The organism is Bacillus mobilis (assembly GCF_001884045.1).
GTDB classification, from domain to species: domain Bacteria; phylum Bacillota; class Bacilli; order Bacillales; family Bacillaceae_G; genus Bacillus_A; species Bacillus_A mobilis.
On sequence record NZ_MACF01000019.1, the window covers coordinates 41,384 to 56,777 of the forward strand.

The 15,394-nt window shown below is 34.0% G+C and carries 19 protein-coding genes and 1 pseudogene; 10 read left to right on the forward strand and 10 right to left on the reverse strand.

Annotation, left to right across the window (positions count from 1 at the left end):
• Window positions 1-77: 77 nt before the first annotated feature.
• Complete coding sequence (locus tag BAQ44_RS01190) at window positions 78-965, reverse strand: ABC transporter ATP-binding protein (protein WP_071720361.1); 888 nt, start codon at window positions 963-965, stop codon at window positions 78-80.
• A gap of 230 nt (window positions 966-1,195) precedes the next feature.
• Here BAQ44_RS01190 and BAQ44_RS01195 point away from each other — a divergent pair, with 230 nt between their 5' ends.
• Window positions 1,196-1,423, forward strand: a complete 228-nt coding sequence (locus BAQ44_RS01195) for a coiled-coil domain-containing protein (RefSeq protein WP_001047303.1) — start codon at window positions 1,196-1,198, stop codon at window positions 1,421-1,423.
• 171 nt (window positions 1,424-1,594) lie between these two features.
• Here the strand turns inward: BAQ44_RS01195 and BAQ44_RS01205 are convergent, their stop codons facing one another.
• On the reverse strand, window positions 1,595-2,920 hold the full coding sequence (locus BAQ44_RS01205) for an ArsB/NhaD family transporter (protein WP_071720366.1): 1,326 nt from the start codon (window positions 2,918-2,920) through the stop codon (window positions 1,595-1,597).
• 262 nt (window positions 2,921-3,182) lie between these two features.
• On the opposite strand from BAQ44_RS01205, the gene BAQ44_RS01210 reads away from it, so the two are divergent.
• Together BAQ44_RS01210 and bshB2 are read left to right on the forward strand one after the other, a co-directional pair.
• Window positions 3,183-3,533: a YojF family protein gene (locus BAQ44_RS01210; RefSeq protein WP_000407039.1), complete on the forward strand. Its 351-nt coding sequence runs from the start codon at window positions 3,183-3,185 to the stop codon at window positions 3,531-3,533.
• A gap of 15 nt (window positions 3,534-3,548) precedes the next feature.
• The gene (gene bshB2, locus BAQ44_RS01215) at window positions 3,549-4,211 is read left to right on the forward strand and encodes a bacillithiol biosynthesis deacetylase BshB2 (RefSeq protein WP_063262567.1); all 663 of its coding nucleotides are present in this window, start codon (window positions 3,549-3,551) and stop codon (window positions 4,209-4,211) included.
• Window positions 4,212-4,323: 112 nt separating this feature from the next.
• Here the strand turns inward: bshB2 and BAQ44_RS01220 are convergent, their stop codons facing one another.
• Window positions 4,324-4,752: a cytidine deaminase gene (locus tag BAQ44_RS01220; RefSeq protein ID WP_063262568.1), complete on the reverse strand. Its 429-nt coding sequence runs from the start codon at window positions 4,750-4,752 to the stop codon at window positions 4,324-4,326.
• Between the two features lie 409 nt (window positions 4,753-5,161).
• On the opposite strand from BAQ44_RS01220, the gene BAQ44_RS01225 reads away from it, so the two are divergent.
• Together BAQ44_RS01225 and BAQ44_RS01230 are read left to right on the forward strand one after the other, a co-directional pair.
• Window positions 5,162-6,361 carry a multidrug effflux MFS transporter gene (locus BAQ44_RS01225; protein ID WP_071720368.1) on the forward strand — a complete coding sequence of 400 codons (1,200 nt, stop codon included), beginning with the start codon at window positions 5,162-5,164 and terminating at the stop codon, window positions 6,359-6,361.
• 630 nt (window positions 6,362-6,991) lie between these two features.
• A complete protein-coding gene (locus BAQ44_RS01230) occupies window positions 6,992-8,383 on the forward strand; it encodes an amino acid permease (protein WP_071720370.1) in 1,392 nt (463 codons plus the stop codon).
• Window positions 8,384-8,432: 49 nt separating this feature from the next.
• Here the strand turns inward: BAQ44_RS01230 and BAQ44_RS01235 are convergent, their stop codons facing one another.
• Window positions 8,433-9,452: a zinc-binding alcohol dehydrogenase family protein gene (locus BAQ44_RS01235; RefSeq protein ID WP_071720372.1), complete on the reverse strand. Its 1,020-nt coding sequence runs from the start codon at window positions 9,450-9,452 to the stop codon at window positions 8,433-8,435.
• Between the two features lie 168 nt (window positions 9,453-9,620).
• Between BAQ44_RS01235 and BAQ44_RS01240 the strand changes: the two genes are divergently transcribed.
• Window positions 9,621-9,839, forward strand: a complete 219-nt coding sequence (locus tag BAQ44_RS01240; RefSeq protein WP_071720374.1) for a hypothetical protein — start codon at window positions 9,621-9,623, stop codon at window positions 9,837-9,839.
• 17 nt (window positions 9,840-9,856) lie between these two features.
• Here the strand turns inward: BAQ44_RS01240 and BAQ44_RS01245 are convergent, their stop codons facing one another.
• From BAQ44_RS01245 to BAQ44_RS01255, 3 genes are all read right to left on the reverse strand, one after another.
• Window positions 9,857-10,351, reverse strand: a complete 495-nt coding sequence (locus BAQ44_RS01245; RefSeq protein WP_073515767.1) for a hypothetical protein — start codon at window positions 10,349-10,351, stop codon at window positions 9,857-9,859.
• An 89-nt stretch (window positions 10,352-10,440) separates the two neighbouring features.
• Window positions 10,441-10,905 (reverse strand): DMT family transporter, encoded by a 465-nt coding sequence (locus BAQ44_RS01250; protein ID WP_071720378.1) that lies wholly within the window; start codon window positions 10,903-10,905, stop codon window positions 10,441-10,443.
• Window positions 10,906-10,918: 13 nt separating this feature from the next.
• Entirely contained in the window at window positions 10,919-11,365 is a 447-nt protein-coding gene (locus BAQ44_RS01255) for a DMT family transporter (RefSeq protein WP_061677643.1), read from the reverse strand.
• A 109-nt stretch (window positions 11,366-11,474) separates the two neighbouring features.
• On the opposite strand from BAQ44_RS01255, the gene yeiL reads away from it, so the two are divergent.
• The 3 genes from yeiL (at window position 11,475) to BAQ44_RS01270 (ending at window position 13,273) form a co-directional block, all read left to right on the forward strand.
• Window positions 11,475-12,167 carry a transcriptional regulator YeiL gene (gene yeiL / locus BAQ44_RS01260; protein ID WP_071720379.1) on the forward strand — a complete coding sequence of 231 codons (693 nt, stop codon included), beginning with the start codon at window positions 11,475-11,477 and terminating at the stop codon, window positions 12,165-12,167.
• 13 nt (window positions 12,168-12,180) lie between these two features.
• The gene (locus tag BAQ44_RS01265) at window positions 12,181-12,534 is read left to right on the forward strand and encodes a glyoxalase superfamily protein (RefSeq protein ID WP_071720381.1); all 354 of its coding nucleotides are present in this window, start codon (window positions 12,181-12,183) and stop codon (window positions 12,532-12,534) included.
• A gap of 490 nt (window positions 12,535-13,024) precedes the next feature.
• Window positions 13,025-13,273 (forward strand): hypothetical protein, encoded by a 249-nt coding sequence (locus tag BAQ44_RS01270; RefSeq protein WP_061677634.1) that lies wholly within the window; start codon window positions 13,025-13,027, stop codon window positions 13,271-13,273.
• Window positions 13,274-13,309: 36 nt separating this feature from the next.
• On the opposite strand, the gene BAQ44_RS01275 is transcribed toward BAQ44_RS01270, so the two are convergent.
• Together BAQ44_RS01275 and BAQ44_RS01280 are read right to left on the reverse strand one after the other, a co-directional pair.
• Window positions 13,310-14,347, reverse strand: coding sequence for a serine hydrolase domain-containing protein (locus BAQ44_RS01275; RefSeq protein WP_071720383.1), 1,038 nt, complete (start codon window positions 14,345-14,347; stop codon window positions 13,310-13,312).
• 110 nt (window positions 14,348-14,457) lie between these two features.
• A complete protein-coding gene (locus tag BAQ44_RS01280; protein ID WP_071720385.1) occupies window positions 14,458-14,652 on the reverse strand; it encodes a hypothetical protein in 195 nt (64 codons plus the stop codon).
• Between the two features lie 133 nt (window positions 14,653-14,785).
• Between BAQ44_RS01280 and BAQ44_RS01285 the strand changes: the two genes are divergently transcribed.
• The gene (locus BAQ44_RS01285; protein ID WP_071720387.1) at window positions 14,786-15,067 is read left to right on the forward strand and encodes a hypothetical protein; all 282 of its coding nucleotides are present in this window, start codon (window positions 14,786-14,788) and stop codon (window positions 15,065-15,067) included.
• A gap of 29 nt (window positions 15,068-15,096) precedes the next feature.
• On the opposite strand, the pseudogene BAQ44_RS31905 reads toward BAQ44_RS01285, so the two are convergent.
• Window positions 15,097-15,264, reverse strand: a pseudogene (locus BAQ44_RS31905) (hypothetical protein); the annotation flags it as partial.
• Window positions 15,265-15,394: the final 130 nt, after the last annotated feature.

Genomic DNA, 15,394 nt, shown 5'->3' on the forward strand with positions numbered 1-15,394 from the left:
GATTAGTATAGTAGCGATGATTAAAGTAAAGAGAATGTTAGAGTAGAGCATTTTTTTTAGTTCGAATAGAAATATTTTCATGTCGTATCACCACATACATGAAATACTTCTTCATATCTTTTTTCAGAACCGATAACTTCTTTTTGAATATCAATAATATTAATGTTATGAGAATGAAATAGATTAATAAGGTCTTGGATGGTGTGGTGTTCTAATTGAATTCGAAGGCTTTTCTTAGTTAACACTGCTTGTACGTTTTCTTGTAATAAAACGTGTTGTGCGTGTTTTAAATCTGAAAAGAAGAAGTAATAATAAATTTTTTCATACTTTGTCATATCCTCTTCTATTAATTTTCCATCTTTTAAAAAAAGAATCTTCTTTGTAACACGGTCAATTTCAGATAAATTATGAGAAGAAAGAATGATTGTTGTACTTTCTTCTACTAAGCGTAATAAAATATTTCTCATCAGTATCGCACTAGTTGGATCCAAACCATTTAGAGGTTCATCAAGGAACATAAGCTTTGGTTTGTTTAAGATTGCCATCGCTAAGAGAAGGTGCTGTTTCATACCTAAGGAGTACTCTTTAATTTTCTTCTTCGCATAATTTCCCATTCCTACATATTTTACAACTTCATTCATGCGTTCTTTTGAAATTTTTTGCACATCACAAATGAATGCAAGATGGTCATAGCCGTTTAAATAGTCATATAGTACAGAATTGTCCTGTAAAAAAGAAACGTCTGTAAACACAGAAACATCTTTGTTAGATTTCCCGATCAATTCAATATTTCCAGATGTAGCTGGCAAAAGGTTAGTAACTACATTTAAAAAAGTAGTTTTACCAACACCGTTAGGACCAACTAAAGCCCAAATTCCTGGGGAGTTGATGGTGAGGTTAATGCCATCTAATATTTTTTTATGTTTGTAATTTTTTGATAAATTATTGATAGATAGAATAGTCAACTAGAATTCCTCCTTTTTAATAAATTGGTATAAAATGTAATTGTGTAATTAATTATAACTGAAAATTCAGATTTATAAAGAGGTATAGATATAAATTTAAGCTTTTTCTAAATCGCATTCTGAAATCTATTATGTGAATAATTTAGAAATGAGACTGTGAAGAAAGGAAAAAGAGCACTTGTTGGAGAATTTTTACAATGTGTGGATTAGAGAAAAAGGAGTTATGCAAAATGAATTTAGAAAAAGCAAAACCAGTAAATGAAGAAGTCGCTGAATTAAAGGAACTAATTAAAGAATTGCACGGAAGTGTACATCAACTGCAAAGTGAAGTGCAGCAACTAAGGCACGAAAGACCGGTTGTTGAAGTGCGAAAGGGTGTTCAATTATCACCAACAATCATCGGACAAATTGGCGGTATGATATTAGGTGGGTTAGCAATTATCGGTATATTTTGGTGAACGAAAAAAGGTATGCAATTTAGAGTTGCATACCTTTTTTATTGTCGTTATTTGTCGGTAAGTCGATATTCTCTGTCGAATCGTCGATATAATTAGAAAATCGTTGATATATTCGAAGAAACGATTGATATATTTTAAAAATAGTCGATATAATTTCACGCACTATAACTTTTAGATTAAATAACGTAAATAAATATAAGCGTGTGATAATAGTAATGCAATGATAGTTAAGGGTAAGCCAATTTTTAAGAAGTCCATATAAGAGAAAGCATGTCCTTCACGTTTTGCAATACCAGCAACGACTACGTTTGCGGATGCTCCGATTAATGTTCCGTTTCCGCCTAAGCAAGCTCCAAGTGAAAGCGCCCACCATAGTACTTCGATTTGCGGAGAGTCGACAGATAATCCGAGCCCTGTAGCTAAATCTTGAATAAGCGGGATCATCGTTGCGACAAAGGGGATATTGTCAATTGTCGCAGATGCGATGCCTGATACCCACAAGATAAGTATCGCAGCGAAACCGATATCGCCATTTGTTACGTCGAGTACTTCTTTTGCAAGTGAAGAAATAAGTCCGATATCAATTAACCCGCCAACGAGAACGAATAGTCCGGCGAAGAAGAAAATGGTCACCCATTCAACGTGGGCAAATACATCTTCAATATCATGTTCCTTTACTCCAATTAGCATAAGAAGTGTAGCGCCTGTCATCGCGACAACGGCAGCGTCTACATGAATAACAGAATGGAGGATAAAGCCTAAAATAGTTAGTCCCAAAATCGTAATTGATTTTAAAAGGAGGCTTTGATCTTTAATGTAATCTTTTTCGTTTAATACCATAAGTTTTTCGATTTGCTCAGGTGTTGTTTTTAGTTTGTTGCGATACATAAAGTAAATAATGCCAAGTGTAACGATAGAAATAATGATTACGATTGGAGCTAAGTTTAGTAAAAAGGCATTAAAATCTAAATGCTTGTTTGCTGATCCAATCATAATGTTCGGTGGGTCACCGATTAATGTTGCTGTTCCGCCTATATTTGAAAATAGTACTTCTGAAATCAAATAAGGAACAGGGTTTACTTTTAAAATACGTGTAATGGATAGTGTAACAGGTACGATTAATAACACGGTTGTTACGTTGTCCAAAAATGCTGATCCGACAGCAGTTAATAGGGATAGCAATAATAAAATGCGGATGGGTTTTCCACCAGCTGCTTTTGCCGCTTTAATGGCTACAAATTCAAATACGCCTGATTGACTCGTAATATGTACGAGAATCATCATCCCAATTAAAAGGGTGATCGTTTCCCATTGAATATGTGATGTGAAAGCGGTATGTAAATCTACAACTCCAAAAATCATCATAATAGCAGCACCGAATAGTGCGATTACAGCACGATTCAATTTCTCAGAAATAATAAATCCATACGTGATTAAAAATACGGCAATTGCAAAATAATATTGCCAATTTGCTACTTCATGTGCTGATTGTTCCAATCATGTCACCTTCTTTAAAGTATGTATTCAATTGTCAAAATGTATCTCGCTGTATTCATACGGGATAAAATATATTGTAGCAAATTCAAAAAAGAAAGAAAACTATTTAACAAAGTGAAGGAAAAAATGATGATTTTACATATGATATAAAAAAATAAAGAAACACAGTGCAAATTATTAGGAAAAGTGGGCGCTGTCCTCTAATATAGAGATAGCAATTTACATTATTTTTGCGTAAAATGGTTTAAAGAGGTGAATTCCGATGGAAATAGTAAAAGATAGTTCTCTTATTCAAAATGAAATTGAACGTTTTGTAAATAAAGATGTATATATTCATTTAGAAACAACGAACGGAGCGTATGCGTCACACTTTAATGAAAAGATGATGACAGTTGGAGCATTCATTCGAAATGCAATTATTCGCTTTGAACGCGGGAAGATTACTGGAACGAATCCATACCGAGTTGGTTTGAAAATGGATCATGGTTGGGTATATGCAGAAGGTATTACGCACTGGGAAGTAGACGATAAAGAGCGTTTATTACTTGCAGGGCATGATAATCAAGGTCGCTTAGCAGTTGCACTTGAGTTAAGCTTAACACCATTTAAGTAAGAAGGAGGGAAACTTATGGAGAGACATGTACTTGTTGTATTTCCGCATCCAGATGATGAAGCATTTGCTGCGGGAGGAACAATTCGCTTATTAACAGATCAAGGAGTACCTGTAACGTATGCGTGCGGTACTTTAGGACAAATGGGACGTAACATGGGGAAAAATGTATTTGCTAACCGTGAAACGATTCCAAATATCCGTGAAAAAGAATTAAAAGATGCATGTGAAGCGATGGGAATTCAAGATTTAAGAATGCTTGGTTTCCATGATAAAACGTTAGAATTTGAAGATGTTGATTTCGTTGCAGATAAAATTGAAGCAATCATTCAAGAAGTAAATCCATCTCGAATTATTACATTTTATCCAGAGCACGGCGTACATCCAGATCATGATGCATTTGGCCGCGCAGTCGTTCGCGCTGTATCACGTATGTCAAAAGAAGAACGTCCAGTCATTCATGCAGTCGCGATTACGAAAAATCGCGAAGCTGTATTAGGTGAGCCGGATGTTGTAAATAATATTAGTGAAGTGTTTGATCATAAATTAGCTGCACTAGGCGCGCATCGTTCCCAAACAGAAGCAATGCTGGAAGACACACATGCAAAAATCAAAAATAAAGATGCAGCAACATTAAAATGGCTGCAACTTGAACAATTTTGGACTTATAAATGGGAGTAGGCTAGAAGGAAACCTTCTAGTAGCTCTTACATAGAAAAAGCATCGTCATTTGTGACGGTGCTTTTTTAGTGAATCATTTTTATTCTCTCGCTATTTGCGAGCAGATTTTACTTTATCTTGTACTCCATTCTTTTGTGAATTCATCATGATATGCTTCGCTCCAATGGTATGGCTGCAATTCTTTTAACGGTTTGAAAATAATATCTTGTTTAGAATTTGTAATGGCGCATAGTACTTCTGGTCCCCAATAAAATAAACGTTCTTGGCATACACCACAAGGAGATAATACTTTTAACTCAGAATGCTCATTTTCCCTTGCAAGACAAATCGAATGTGTAACTTTCTTATGAAATTTATGGGCCTCTAAAATAGCACCTGTTTCCATACAAAGTTCTGTTGAAGCGTTTATTACGTCAGGGGCCACACTTGTATAAATGGATCCATCTTCTACACGAATTGCTGCAGCTCCGCCCCAACCATGTGGGTATCTTTGGTCAATTAAACTTTTCACTGCATCATATAATTGTTGTTCAATGCTCAATTGTAGTTCCTCATTTCTAGGTGATTTTTGATTCAATGATTGTTATTGTTTTTTTAGTAATACCGCTAAAAAACAATAGACATCTAATTTCACACAACGAATGTAAGAAGTACTCTTTATTTGCGTTTATTAATTTCAACTATTCTTAATTATTTCATAAAAAGGTATTGGTATCAAGGAATCCTTCAAGGCTCAATACTAGAAAAAGAAACGCAATATGTAATATAATTGAAAAAGTATATTTAAAAAATCAATGTTAATATTACCCTCCTATAAGTATTAACATACGTAATTGAGGTGTTTTCTTTGTTGTTTTATGACCGTATTTCTATAATGGCCCCTCCTGTTCCGTAGCTTAGGAAAGTCTTTTTATTTTTGAGATTTTCATAGTTATAGGAGGGTATGAAATATGAAAAAAGTCTCAGTACCATCACTTTTGTTAATGATTATACTTGTCGCATTTCCGCAAATTAGTGAAACGATTTACACACCGTCTTTACCTGACATTTCAAAGGCGTTACATGTAAGTAATAATGAGGTACAGTTAACGCTTAGTGTGTATTTTGCTGGATTTGCTTTAGGTGTATTTTTTATTGGATGGTTATCGGATATAATTGGCCGTCGCCCGGCAATGTTACTTGGAATTGTTGTATATGGCGTAGGGAGTTTCTTATGCTTTATTGCAAATTCCATTGAAGTTTTATTGGTAAGTCGTTTTATTCAAGCGTTTGGAGCAAGTGCTGGATCAGTTGTGACACAAACGATTCTTCGTGAAAGTGTAGAAGGGCATAAGAGGCATGTTATGTTTGCTCAAATCTCGGCAGTCATTGCTTTTACACCAGCGATAGGACCGTTAATTGGAGGCTTTCTTGATCAAATGTTTGGATTTAAAATTGTATTTTTAAGTTTAGTAGTTATGAGTGTCGGAATTTTTCTGTATACGTTTGTTTCTCTTCCAGAAACAAAGACGGACTCAGTAACGAATAAAATAAATGTGTTTTCTGTTTTAAAACGATTGATTACAAATCCGAAAGTAGTAACATATGGGTTATTAATTGGAGGAGCGAATGGTGTTTTATTTAGCTATTATGCAGAAGCGCCGTTTATCTTTATTGAATACTTTCAATTATCGCCTAGTATGTATGGATTTTTAGGAATTGTTGTTGCTTCCGCTTCAATTATTGGAGCGAAAGTTTCGAAACGATTGCTTGCCACATATAAACCAGAGAAGATTATATATATCGGTTGTCTTGTAATGACAGGGGGAGCTATCCTTTTATCTGTTATTACGTTTGTTGGATCAAATCCAAACATAATATATATGATTGGATTTTTAATAGCGATGTTTATATTGCTATTAGGGATTGGAATAGCGTTACCTAACTGTTTAAGTTTAGCGTTAGTAGATTTTCAAGATGTTATTGGTACAGCAGGAGCATTGTTTAGCTTAGGCTACTATGTAATTGTAACGATGACAATTTGGGGAATGAGCCAGCTGCATACAGGCTCGTTACTCGTGATGCCACTTTATTTTCTGGCGATAGTAGTTATCATGATGGTGTTTACTAGGGTGTTTATTTTAGGTAAACAAACTTCAAAAATGATTTAAATATGAAATGGTAAAAGGGTCTCATTTTTTAATGAGACTCTTTTATATTTTATGAAAATGATTAGTGGATATACGAACAAAAATTAAAGGGATTGTTGGTAGATTTAAGTGTAATTATATTTTTCTTAAAGTAGGGGATGGAGATACAGAAGTTAGTGACTTTGTAGTTTACTAATATATTAAATTTATACGTGATGTGTTAATTGTATGTGTAAGCAATTATAGTACAAACTATAATTAGTGAAGTATATGCAGTATGAAACCAAGGAAGAAATACTCTCCTCGGTTATTTATATTGTAATAATATTCATGCCGGAATCATATTGAATAGATGTATTTTATTGTTAATTTAGTTAAAAATTAATCAGATTTATGTATAATGATTTACTGAAAAAATAATTGAATTTTTCAGACTAATGAATTAATATAAGGTAAGTAATTTTAAGATTTATAGAATATTGGAAGATGAAAGGTTTTGAAAATTTTGTGAGAGGCAAGGAACGATTTTAGGATAGCTTTAAAGCTAGTGTAAAATGACGTTTGCTTCATCATTTTCAGGGCCGAAAGGAATTAGGGGAAAGCATCTTGTTTTAAAATGCGGCTATGAATCATCTAAGAGGGGGAAGTGAAGTGGCAAACAAAGAATTGAAAAGAGGCTTAGAAGCACGTCATATTCAAATGATCGCTTTAGGCGGAACAATTGGTGTTGGTTTGTTTATGGGGTCGGCCAGCACGATTAAATGGACAGGTCCGTCAGTAATGCTTGCTTATGCAATTGCAGGTATTTTTATCTTCTTCATTATGCGTGCGATGGGTGAAATGTTGTATATGGAGCCGAGTACAGGTTCATTTGCGACGTTCGGTCATAAGTATATTCATCCGTTAGCTGGTTATATGACAGCGTGGAGTAACTGGTTCCAGTGGGTTATCGTTGGGATGTCAGAAATTATTGCGGTTGGAGCATATATGCAATATTGGTTCCCGGAATTACCAGCTTGGGTACCGGGTGTAATCGCGATGGTTATTCTTGGCGCAGCTAACTTAATTTCTGTTAAGTCATTTGGTGAATTTGAATTTTGGTTTGCGATGATTAAAATCGTTACGATTCTATTAATGATTATTGCGGGATTTGGACTTATTTTCTTTGGAATTGGTAACGGCGGAGAAGCGATTGGCATATCTAATCTTTGGTCAAATGGTGGTTTCTTTACAGGTGGTTTTTCAGGATTCTTCTTTGCATTATCACTTGTAGTTGGTGCATACCAAGGGGTGGAATTAATCGGTATTACTGCTGGTGAAGCGAAGAATCCGAAGAAGACACTTACAAGAGCGATTCAAAGTACAATTTGGCGTATTTTAATATTCTATATTGGTGCTATTTTCGTTATTGTAACTGTGTATCCGTGGGATCAATTAAGTACAATTGGTAGTCCGTTCGTAGCAACTTTCGCGAAGGTTGGTATTACGGCAGCAGCTGGACTTATTAACTTTGTTGTTATTACAGCGGCGATGTCTGGTTGTAATAGTGGTATTTATAGTGCGGGTCGTATGCTTTACACGTTAGGTGTAAATGGACAAGCACCGAAATATTTCACGAAACTTTCTGGAAATGGTGTACCTTTATTCGGTACAGTTGGCGTACTTATCGGTTTAGCGGTTGGTGTTGTATTAAGTTATATTGCTCCGAAAAACTTATTTGTATATGTATATAGTGCGAGCGTACTTCCTGGTATGGTACCATGGTTCGTCATTTTAATTAGTCAAATTAATTTTAGAAAAGAAAAAGGGGCAGAGATGAAAGATCATCCGTTCAAAATGCCATTTGCTCCTGTTACAAACTATTTAACAATTGCCTTTTTAATTATGGTATTAATCGGAATGTGGTTTAACGATGATACGCGCATTTCACTAGTTGTAGGCATTGTCTTCTTAGCTATCGTAACAATTAGTTTCTATGCTTTCGGAATAGGAAAACGACCTCCGTTAGATGTTCCAAATGATCAAGAGATCTCAAGTAAATAAAGATAGTAAAAAAGTCCGATTTCTCATTTGGAAATCGGACTTTTTGTTATTAAAACTTTTCTAAAACGATTTTCCCGATTGTACTGCCGCTTTCAAGTAGCGCATGTGCTTTCTTTACATTTTCAGCGTTAATTGGTGTTAGTGTTTCATTTAAAGTAGTCTTTAAAATACCTTCATCTAATAGTTCGGTTACTTTATTTAATAGTTCGTGCTGCGTAATCATATCGCCAGTTTCATACATCGCTTTTGTAAACATAAATTCCCAAACGAATGTAGCACTTTTACTTTTTAAAATGCCCATCTCAAGAGGGTGTTCATTTTCTACGATAGAGCAAATTTTTCCTTGTGGTTTAATAAGCTCACATATTGCTTGCCAATGTTGATCTGTATTGTTTAAGCAGAAAATATAATCTACATCTTTTAGTCCAAACTCTAATATTTGATCTTGTAAAGGTTGGTGATGGTTAATAATATAATCGGCACCGAATTTTTCAACCCAGTGTATCGTTTCAGTGCGGGATGCAGTTGTGATGACATTCAGTCCAGCCCATTTCGCAAGTTGAATGGCAATTGAACCTACACCACCAGCACCGCCAATAATTAAAATGTTTTTAAATGTATTCTCATCTCTCTTATTGTAATCAATACCTAAACGTTCAAATAAACCTTCCCAAGCTGTAATAGCTGTTAAAGGAAGTGCTGCAGATTCAGCATCACTTAACGTTTTTGGTTTCTTACCGACGATTCTTTCATCAACTAAATGATATTCACTATATGTACCTTGTCTCGTAATGCTTCCAGCGTAAAACACTTCGTCGCCTTCTTTAAATAACGTACAACTTTCGCCCGTTTGCACGACAACACCAGTAGCATCCCAGCCAAGTATTTTCGCTACATCTTCTTTTTTATCTTTCGGAGAGCGAACTTTTGTATCAACTGGATTAACGGAAATAGCGTTAATTTTAACGAGTATATCTCTTCCTGTAGCAACAGGTCTTTCAACTTCGATATCAATTAAACTATTTTCTTCTTCAATAGGTAAGTATTCATGTAAACCAATTGCTTTCATTTGTATTCCCTCCATTAAAGTAAGAGTCTTTTTCTCTTTTATTATAGGGGGGAAAGGTAGGTATGTAAAAAAGTACACTCAAATTATTTTTATGAACTTGGAAATTATTTTAAATATTACGTATATATGGTATGTTTTAGATAGAAAACATTGCGAGGTGAATGGCTAATGACAATGCAGTTAAGAAGAAGCGACTATTTTGTAGTAACGGGAATTATTATGATGTACCTTTTCATCGGTCACTTATTGGATATTGATGTTTTAAAACTTATGACCATTCATAAAGATGGTTTTAGCGTTAGTTTCTTAGGGATTGCTATATGTTATATTTCGATTGTTTTCGCATATTTTACGATTCGCAAATTGAAAAAAGTCATGAGCGAATGAGCTCATGACTTTTTCGTTTAAATGATTTTTTTAAATAAGTTATAAACTTTTTTGGAACTATCTTCATTTAATTGATAATACGTAAGGTTTACATCATCAGGAGTATCTTGCTGAGCAATCATCACTTCGTTGTTGTGATGGTCAACTACCCATATGAAATATTTTTTATAAGTTCCATCTTCGAAAGTAATCCACATATCACAATCTATTAAATCCGATCCTTCTTCATCTAATGTTAATTTTCCTTTTTTTGCAGTATCCATACTGTTAATGAATGCTTTTAATTCATCTGTTTTTGTGAGAAAGATATCCTTTTTTGTTTTAATTGACTCGACATGTATATCTTTTATTTCCTGTTTTCCTAAAAAGACAGGGGGCTCATTTGGGTCTCTTTGCGTTGAAATGATAGTAGCTTTCTTCTTTGGTTTATTTGCTGTATAGAAGTCTTGAATAGATTTTCCCGAGTTGAAAAACCATACGATCCCAAAAATAATCAATGCGCTACCGAGCAGTAAAATGATTTTCTTAATAGAATATTCTCCTCTCTATTACTTCGTATGAAGAGTGTTTCTATTAATATATGATAGGTAAGCGTAAAGTATTATAGTTGAACTTGGTTATGCTTCACAGTTTTTATCGGACGATCGACGAGTAAATTGTAAGTGAGCCCGATTAGTACGAAAATGCCACCGACGACTTTGCCCATTGAGAGTTCGTGTGACAGGATGAAATCAATGATAGTCCCCGCAAATAATTGTCCAATAAAGATGAGTAACGTTAAATAAAATGCTGATATTTTAGGAGTAATATAGTTGGATAATGAAATAACGATAACGCCTACTAATCCGCCTAAGTACACAGCGATAGGAATAGATTGTAACGTATGAACAGGAATGTACATTGAATCTGAACTAAAAATTAAAAATAACATAGAGAAAAATAATCCAGTAATATAGTTAAAAAACGTGCCTTCCCAATTTCCAATTTTCGCTGCTAAATTCGCGTTAATAATTCTAGCAACAACGATAGAAACACCAGCTAAAACAGCGATCGTAATATATAACATTTTTCTGCCTCCATTAATAAATTGTCATGATTATAATTCCGGAAGAGATGAAACATAATCCAATTAGTTTTTTCTTTTCAAACTTTGCAACTTTCATTCCTAATAAGCCGAAATGATCAATAACGATGGAAGCAATGGATTGACCAAGTAAACTTAATGCGATCGTAATAGAGGCACCAAGGACGGAGAAACTTATATTATTAAAAAGAACAGTGAATACCCCAATCGCTCCAGCACTATATAGAAAAAGTGGAATGCTTTTATCAAAACGGATTTTATTTTTGTTTATAATTAAAACGAAAATAACTGCAATTAAACCGACAAGGTGAATGACAACGCTCGCTGTATACTTGCCAATTAACTCAGATAAAATCCCATTCAATGGCAGCATAACGGCGATGAGCACACCAATAAAGACAGAAAGAAAGTTATACAATGTAATATCCCCTTTAATTTTCATATTTGTAATGACTGTATCATGCTGAAATTGTGTATTACTATGACATATGTCATAGTGAAAGAAGAAAATTTTGATTACAATGGGGAGTAGTTGTAAAGGTGGGAGAACTATGAAGAAAGTATGTAATTCTATTAAATTAACAGAGTATATGAAACAAAATAATATTGACTCCTTTTTTAGTAATGATATGAAACCATATATGGAACTCATATTTTTTAAAAAGAACGAGTTTATTTGTAGAGAAAATGAAGAGATAGATTATTTATTTTTCTTCGTTGAGGGAAAAGCGAAAGCGTTTAATACATTAAGTAACGGTAAATCTGTATTATTATGCTTTTATGATAGTTTGCAGCTGTTAGGAGATGTGGAGTTAATTCATTCTCAAAAGACAGCTTCAAACGTACAAGTGATGGCAGATTCATATTGTGTTGGTTTACCTTTAGGCAAGGTGAGAAATCAACTATTTCATGATGCGAAATTTTTACGATGTATTTGCGGATCGTTAGCACATAAGTTAAATCGACTTTCAAAAAATAGTACAATTAATTTATTATATCCACTTGAAAACAGACTTGCGAGTTACATGTTAGCGGCAGGAGAACGAGCGGTGCAGCATGGAAATAGAATTGTATTTAGTGGGAATTTAACGGAAACAGCTGAATTGTTAGGAACGAGTTATCGGCATCTACTACGTACATTAAATATTTTTTGTGATAAAGAGATTATAAAAAAGAACAATGGTTGCTTTGAAGTAGTGAATGTGGATGTTTTGAGGGAACTAGCGGCAGATGTTTATAAATAGGAGGGGATTATAAATGATTACACCTATATTTAGAATTTTTGATATTGAAAAAGCAAAGCTATTTTACATAGATTTTTTAGGATTTAAAATGGATTGGGAACATCGGTATGAGGAACATATGCCATTATATATGCAAATTTCGTTACATGATGCTGTAATACATTTATCAGAGCATCATGGGGATGCTTCGCCAGGTAGTGCGATTCGTGTGAAAATAGAGGATTTAAAAGGTTATTATATTATTTTATCAAGTAAAGATTATGCTTATGCAAAACCTGATATAGAGAGAACACCGTGGGATACAATGGAATTAACTGTGATCGATCCGTTTTCAAATAGAATTATATTTTATGAGGAGAGGGCTTAGGCTTACCAAGCAATCCTTTATTAGATTGGATTGTTGCGTTAATGGCTTGGCGAATAAAATAAAGAACTATCATTGAAGATATGGAGCAAAAAAATAGATCAGTAGCAGCGACTACTGATCATCCATATGTACATGAATTAGGAGAGGTCAAACATTTATTAACTTTATTATAATTGATTTTCATAAGAATAAAAACTGAAAATTCTAATTTTATGTTGAGAAAGTTTTTTGTATCGAAATATATGAAAGAATAGGGATTTTTAGTAAAAAGGAATATGATATTTATCCCGCATTAACGTGCAGTAAGACCCCTACCTCAAAATCCAGCGAAAGCAAAGAAGTTAGGTGGGGGTCGGGCTGCCCATAAAAGCCCGATTGGTGAGGGCTGATTAAAGTTTCACTTTATATTTTAATAAAGTGTGATATAGTTTATAAAGAATAGATTACCTTAAATGTTATTTTATTACATATAAAGTAAGGGGGAATGGTTGTGAAGTTTGATGATCAACGCCTACTAGGAGTACGATTAGGTTCTGTACTTGTAACAGAGGAAAATCAATATTTAGTAATTAAGAAAAAAGATCATTATGCATTATTAAATATACATAATTTAGAATGCACACATGTTGAAGTGCAGTTAGAACATGTTGAAGAAATGTTGCAGGAAGATTTCCAAGAAAGTATAACGGAGATTATCGCACCAGAACATATAAAAATTGTTGCGAAAAATATAATATAAAGAAAGAAGCTGGAAGGAACAGCTTCTTTCTTTTCATTATAAGGATAACGTTTTTAAGACGTCACCAATAATCCCTTCCATTTGATGAACACCTAAGTCAGCATTCGTCATAATAACAGCACCATTACCTCGGTATGGATAGCATATCATCATACATTGAAATCCAACGCCCCATCCAAGTGAATACATTTGTAAGTCTTCATTCGAATCATCTAGAAAAACCCCTAACCCAGTCCATTTTGAGCAACCTTGAGGAGAAATCATATCTTGTATTAATCTTTGAGAAAGTTTTAGTCTGCCCTGTCCTTGCAAGGAATGAATGATTTCAATTACTAAAGTTGATAAGTCTGTTGGTGTTGTCCAAATACCTGAAGCAGCTGCGAATGGATAAAATGGATACTTCTCATTTGTAACGGTGCCATCTTTATTATGCCCACAAGCAAAGGCCTCCATTTTTTTTATATCTTCAGTAGAGAATACTCTACTATTCTTCAGCTGCAGTGGCTGAAAGATATATTCTTCAAGTAAAAGGTTGAATGGTTTTCCGGTTATATCTTCAAGTAGTAGTTCGATAATACAAAAGTTTGCATCAGAGTAGTGAAATTCACTTTCTGGTTTATAAGTTATCTCTATCGGTACTGGGCAATAGGATGTTTTACCAACAAGGATTTCAGACATGTTTGGTCGCCCTTGTACAAGTGTATAATGTTCAAAACTATTAGGAGGATCAATAATTCCAGATTGGTGACTTAATAAATTTCGCAATGTGACTTTTTTATGGGAGGTAAATAGATTGGTAGGTATGTTCCAAGATGTGAGTTTAACATTTACGTCTTCGTCTAAATGCACGATTTCTTGATCTGATAACGTTAATACAAGCATTGTAGTGAAGAATTTACTAATTGAACAAGAATTGAATATGGAATCCGTAGTGACAGTTCTAGTTGTTCCAGATTCAAGTGTTCCGAAAGTAGCGACTTCGTCTAGTGTGCCGTCACGTATAACGGCAAGGCTTAAACCTGCAACGGAATATTGGTTCATTTTTTCGTATATATTGTTACTTTTTAAGTTCATAGTGACTCCTTTCTTCGAAAAGACAGAATGTTAGTTCTATTATACAGTAGTTAATAGAGAGAATGAGAGAAAAAGAAAAAACTTCATCTTTTATCGATGAAGTTTTTTAGTTAATTTGAAGTGATTGTTTTAAAAAATTTGTCTCGGTACATGTACATTAACCATGAAGTTGTTAGTAAGGAAATGATAACTTGTTTGTTTTGAATTGGCGCATTGAAAACAAGCCAGCCAACGATATCAAATAATAAATGTAGTGCAATTGAAAGAACTACAAATTGTAGTAATGTCTTAAAAAATCTTTTCATAATGTGTCCCCCTAAAATAAAAGGTTGTATCAACAGTGTTGTATATTACTATTATACATTAAATGTGTCTTGTGGTAAAATTTACATAAGTTAGTGAAATAAAACAAATGAAAGCTAATGAGGAGGAATAGTCATGGAATTTTGGATGATCATACCGATAGCGGTCTTTGGGTTTATTTATATTGCTGAAAAATTAAATAAAATCGAAAAGAAAACGGATGCACGTTTAAAGAGAATGGAAGATAAATTACAGCTAATTTCGAAAGAAATGGGAATTGTAGATAGAGAACCTGAAATTAATAAAGAGTTGCGCCAGCTTATGGAAGAAGGAAAAACAGTTACAGCAGTTAAGAGAGTAAGAGAGGCTTTTGGTTTTTCCTTAGTAGAAGCGAAGCAATATGTTGATAAATTATAAAAAAGATCATCCATTTGGGTGATCTTTTTTCATTGTACCATGCGTGTATTTACATAGGCAGCGATTATAACATGGCCAATTATAATGATAGGAAATAAGATTTTTCCATTAGGAGTAGTGAAGACACTGCCAATTGTGGCAATAGCACCAGCAATTAAATTATAAAGACCCACTATTTTTGATAACTTAACTTTATCCCGCTTTAATGAGCAGTAAGCCCCCCACCTTAAAATTCAGCGAAAGCAAAGAAGTTAGGTGAGGGATCAACTGCCCATAAAAGTCCGATTGGTTCAACTAATAATCAGTGGGGGATGAAGAAAACCCCCA

Bases quoted from the DNA above. Each gene is read 5' to 3' on its own strand.
- BAQ44_RS01195 (WP_001047303.1), top strand. From the start codon at position 1,196: ATGAATTTAGAAAAAGCAAAACCAGTAAATGAAGAAGTCGCTGAATTA.
- BAQ44_RS01210 (WP_000407039.1), top strand. From the start codon at position 3,183: ATGGAAATAGTAAAAGATAGTTCTCTTATTCAAAATGAAATTGAACGT.
- bshB2 (WP_063262567.1), top strand. From the start codon at position 3,549: ATGGAGAGACATGTACTTGTTGTATTTCCGCATCCAGATGATGAAGCA.
- BAQ44_RS01225 (WP_071720368.1), top strand. From the start codon at position 5,162: ATGAAAAAAGTCTCAGTACCATCACTTTTGTTAATGATTATACTTGTC.
- BAQ44_RS01235 (WP_071720372.1), bottom strand. From the start codon at position 9,452: ATGAAAGCAATTGGTTTACATGAATACTTACCTATTGAAGAAGAAAAT.
- BAQ44_RS01240 (WP_071720374.1), top strand. From the start codon at position 9,621: ATGACAATGCAGTTAAGAAGAAGCGACTATTTTGTAGTAACGGGAATT.
- BAQ44_RS01250 (WP_071720378.1), bottom strand. From the start codon at position 10,905: ATGTTATATATTACGATCGCTGTTTTAGCTGGTGTTTCTATCGTTGTT.
- BAQ44_RS01255 (WP_061677643.1), bottom strand. From the start codon at position 11,365: ATGAAAATTAAAGGGGATATTACATTGTATAACTTTCTTTCTGTCTTT.
- yeiL (WP_071720379.1), top strand. From the start codon at position 11,475: ATGAAGAAAGTATGTAATTCTATTAAATTAACAGAGTATATGAAACAA.
- BAQ44_RS01265 (WP_071720381.1), top strand. From the start codon at position 12,181: ATGATTACACCTATATTTAGAATTTTTGATATTGAAAAAGCAAAGCTA.
- BAQ44_RS01275 (WP_071720383.1), bottom strand. From the start codon at position 14,347: ATGAACTTAAAAAGTAACAATATATACGAAAAAATGAACCAATATTCC.
- BAQ44_RS01280 (WP_071720385.1), bottom strand. From the start codon at position 14,652: ATGAAAAGATTTTTTAAGACATTACTACAATTTGTAGTTCTTTCAATT.
- BAQ44_RS01285 (WP_071720387.1), top strand. From the start codon at position 14,786: ATGGAATTTTGGATGATCATACCGATAGCGGTCTTTGGGTTTATTTAT.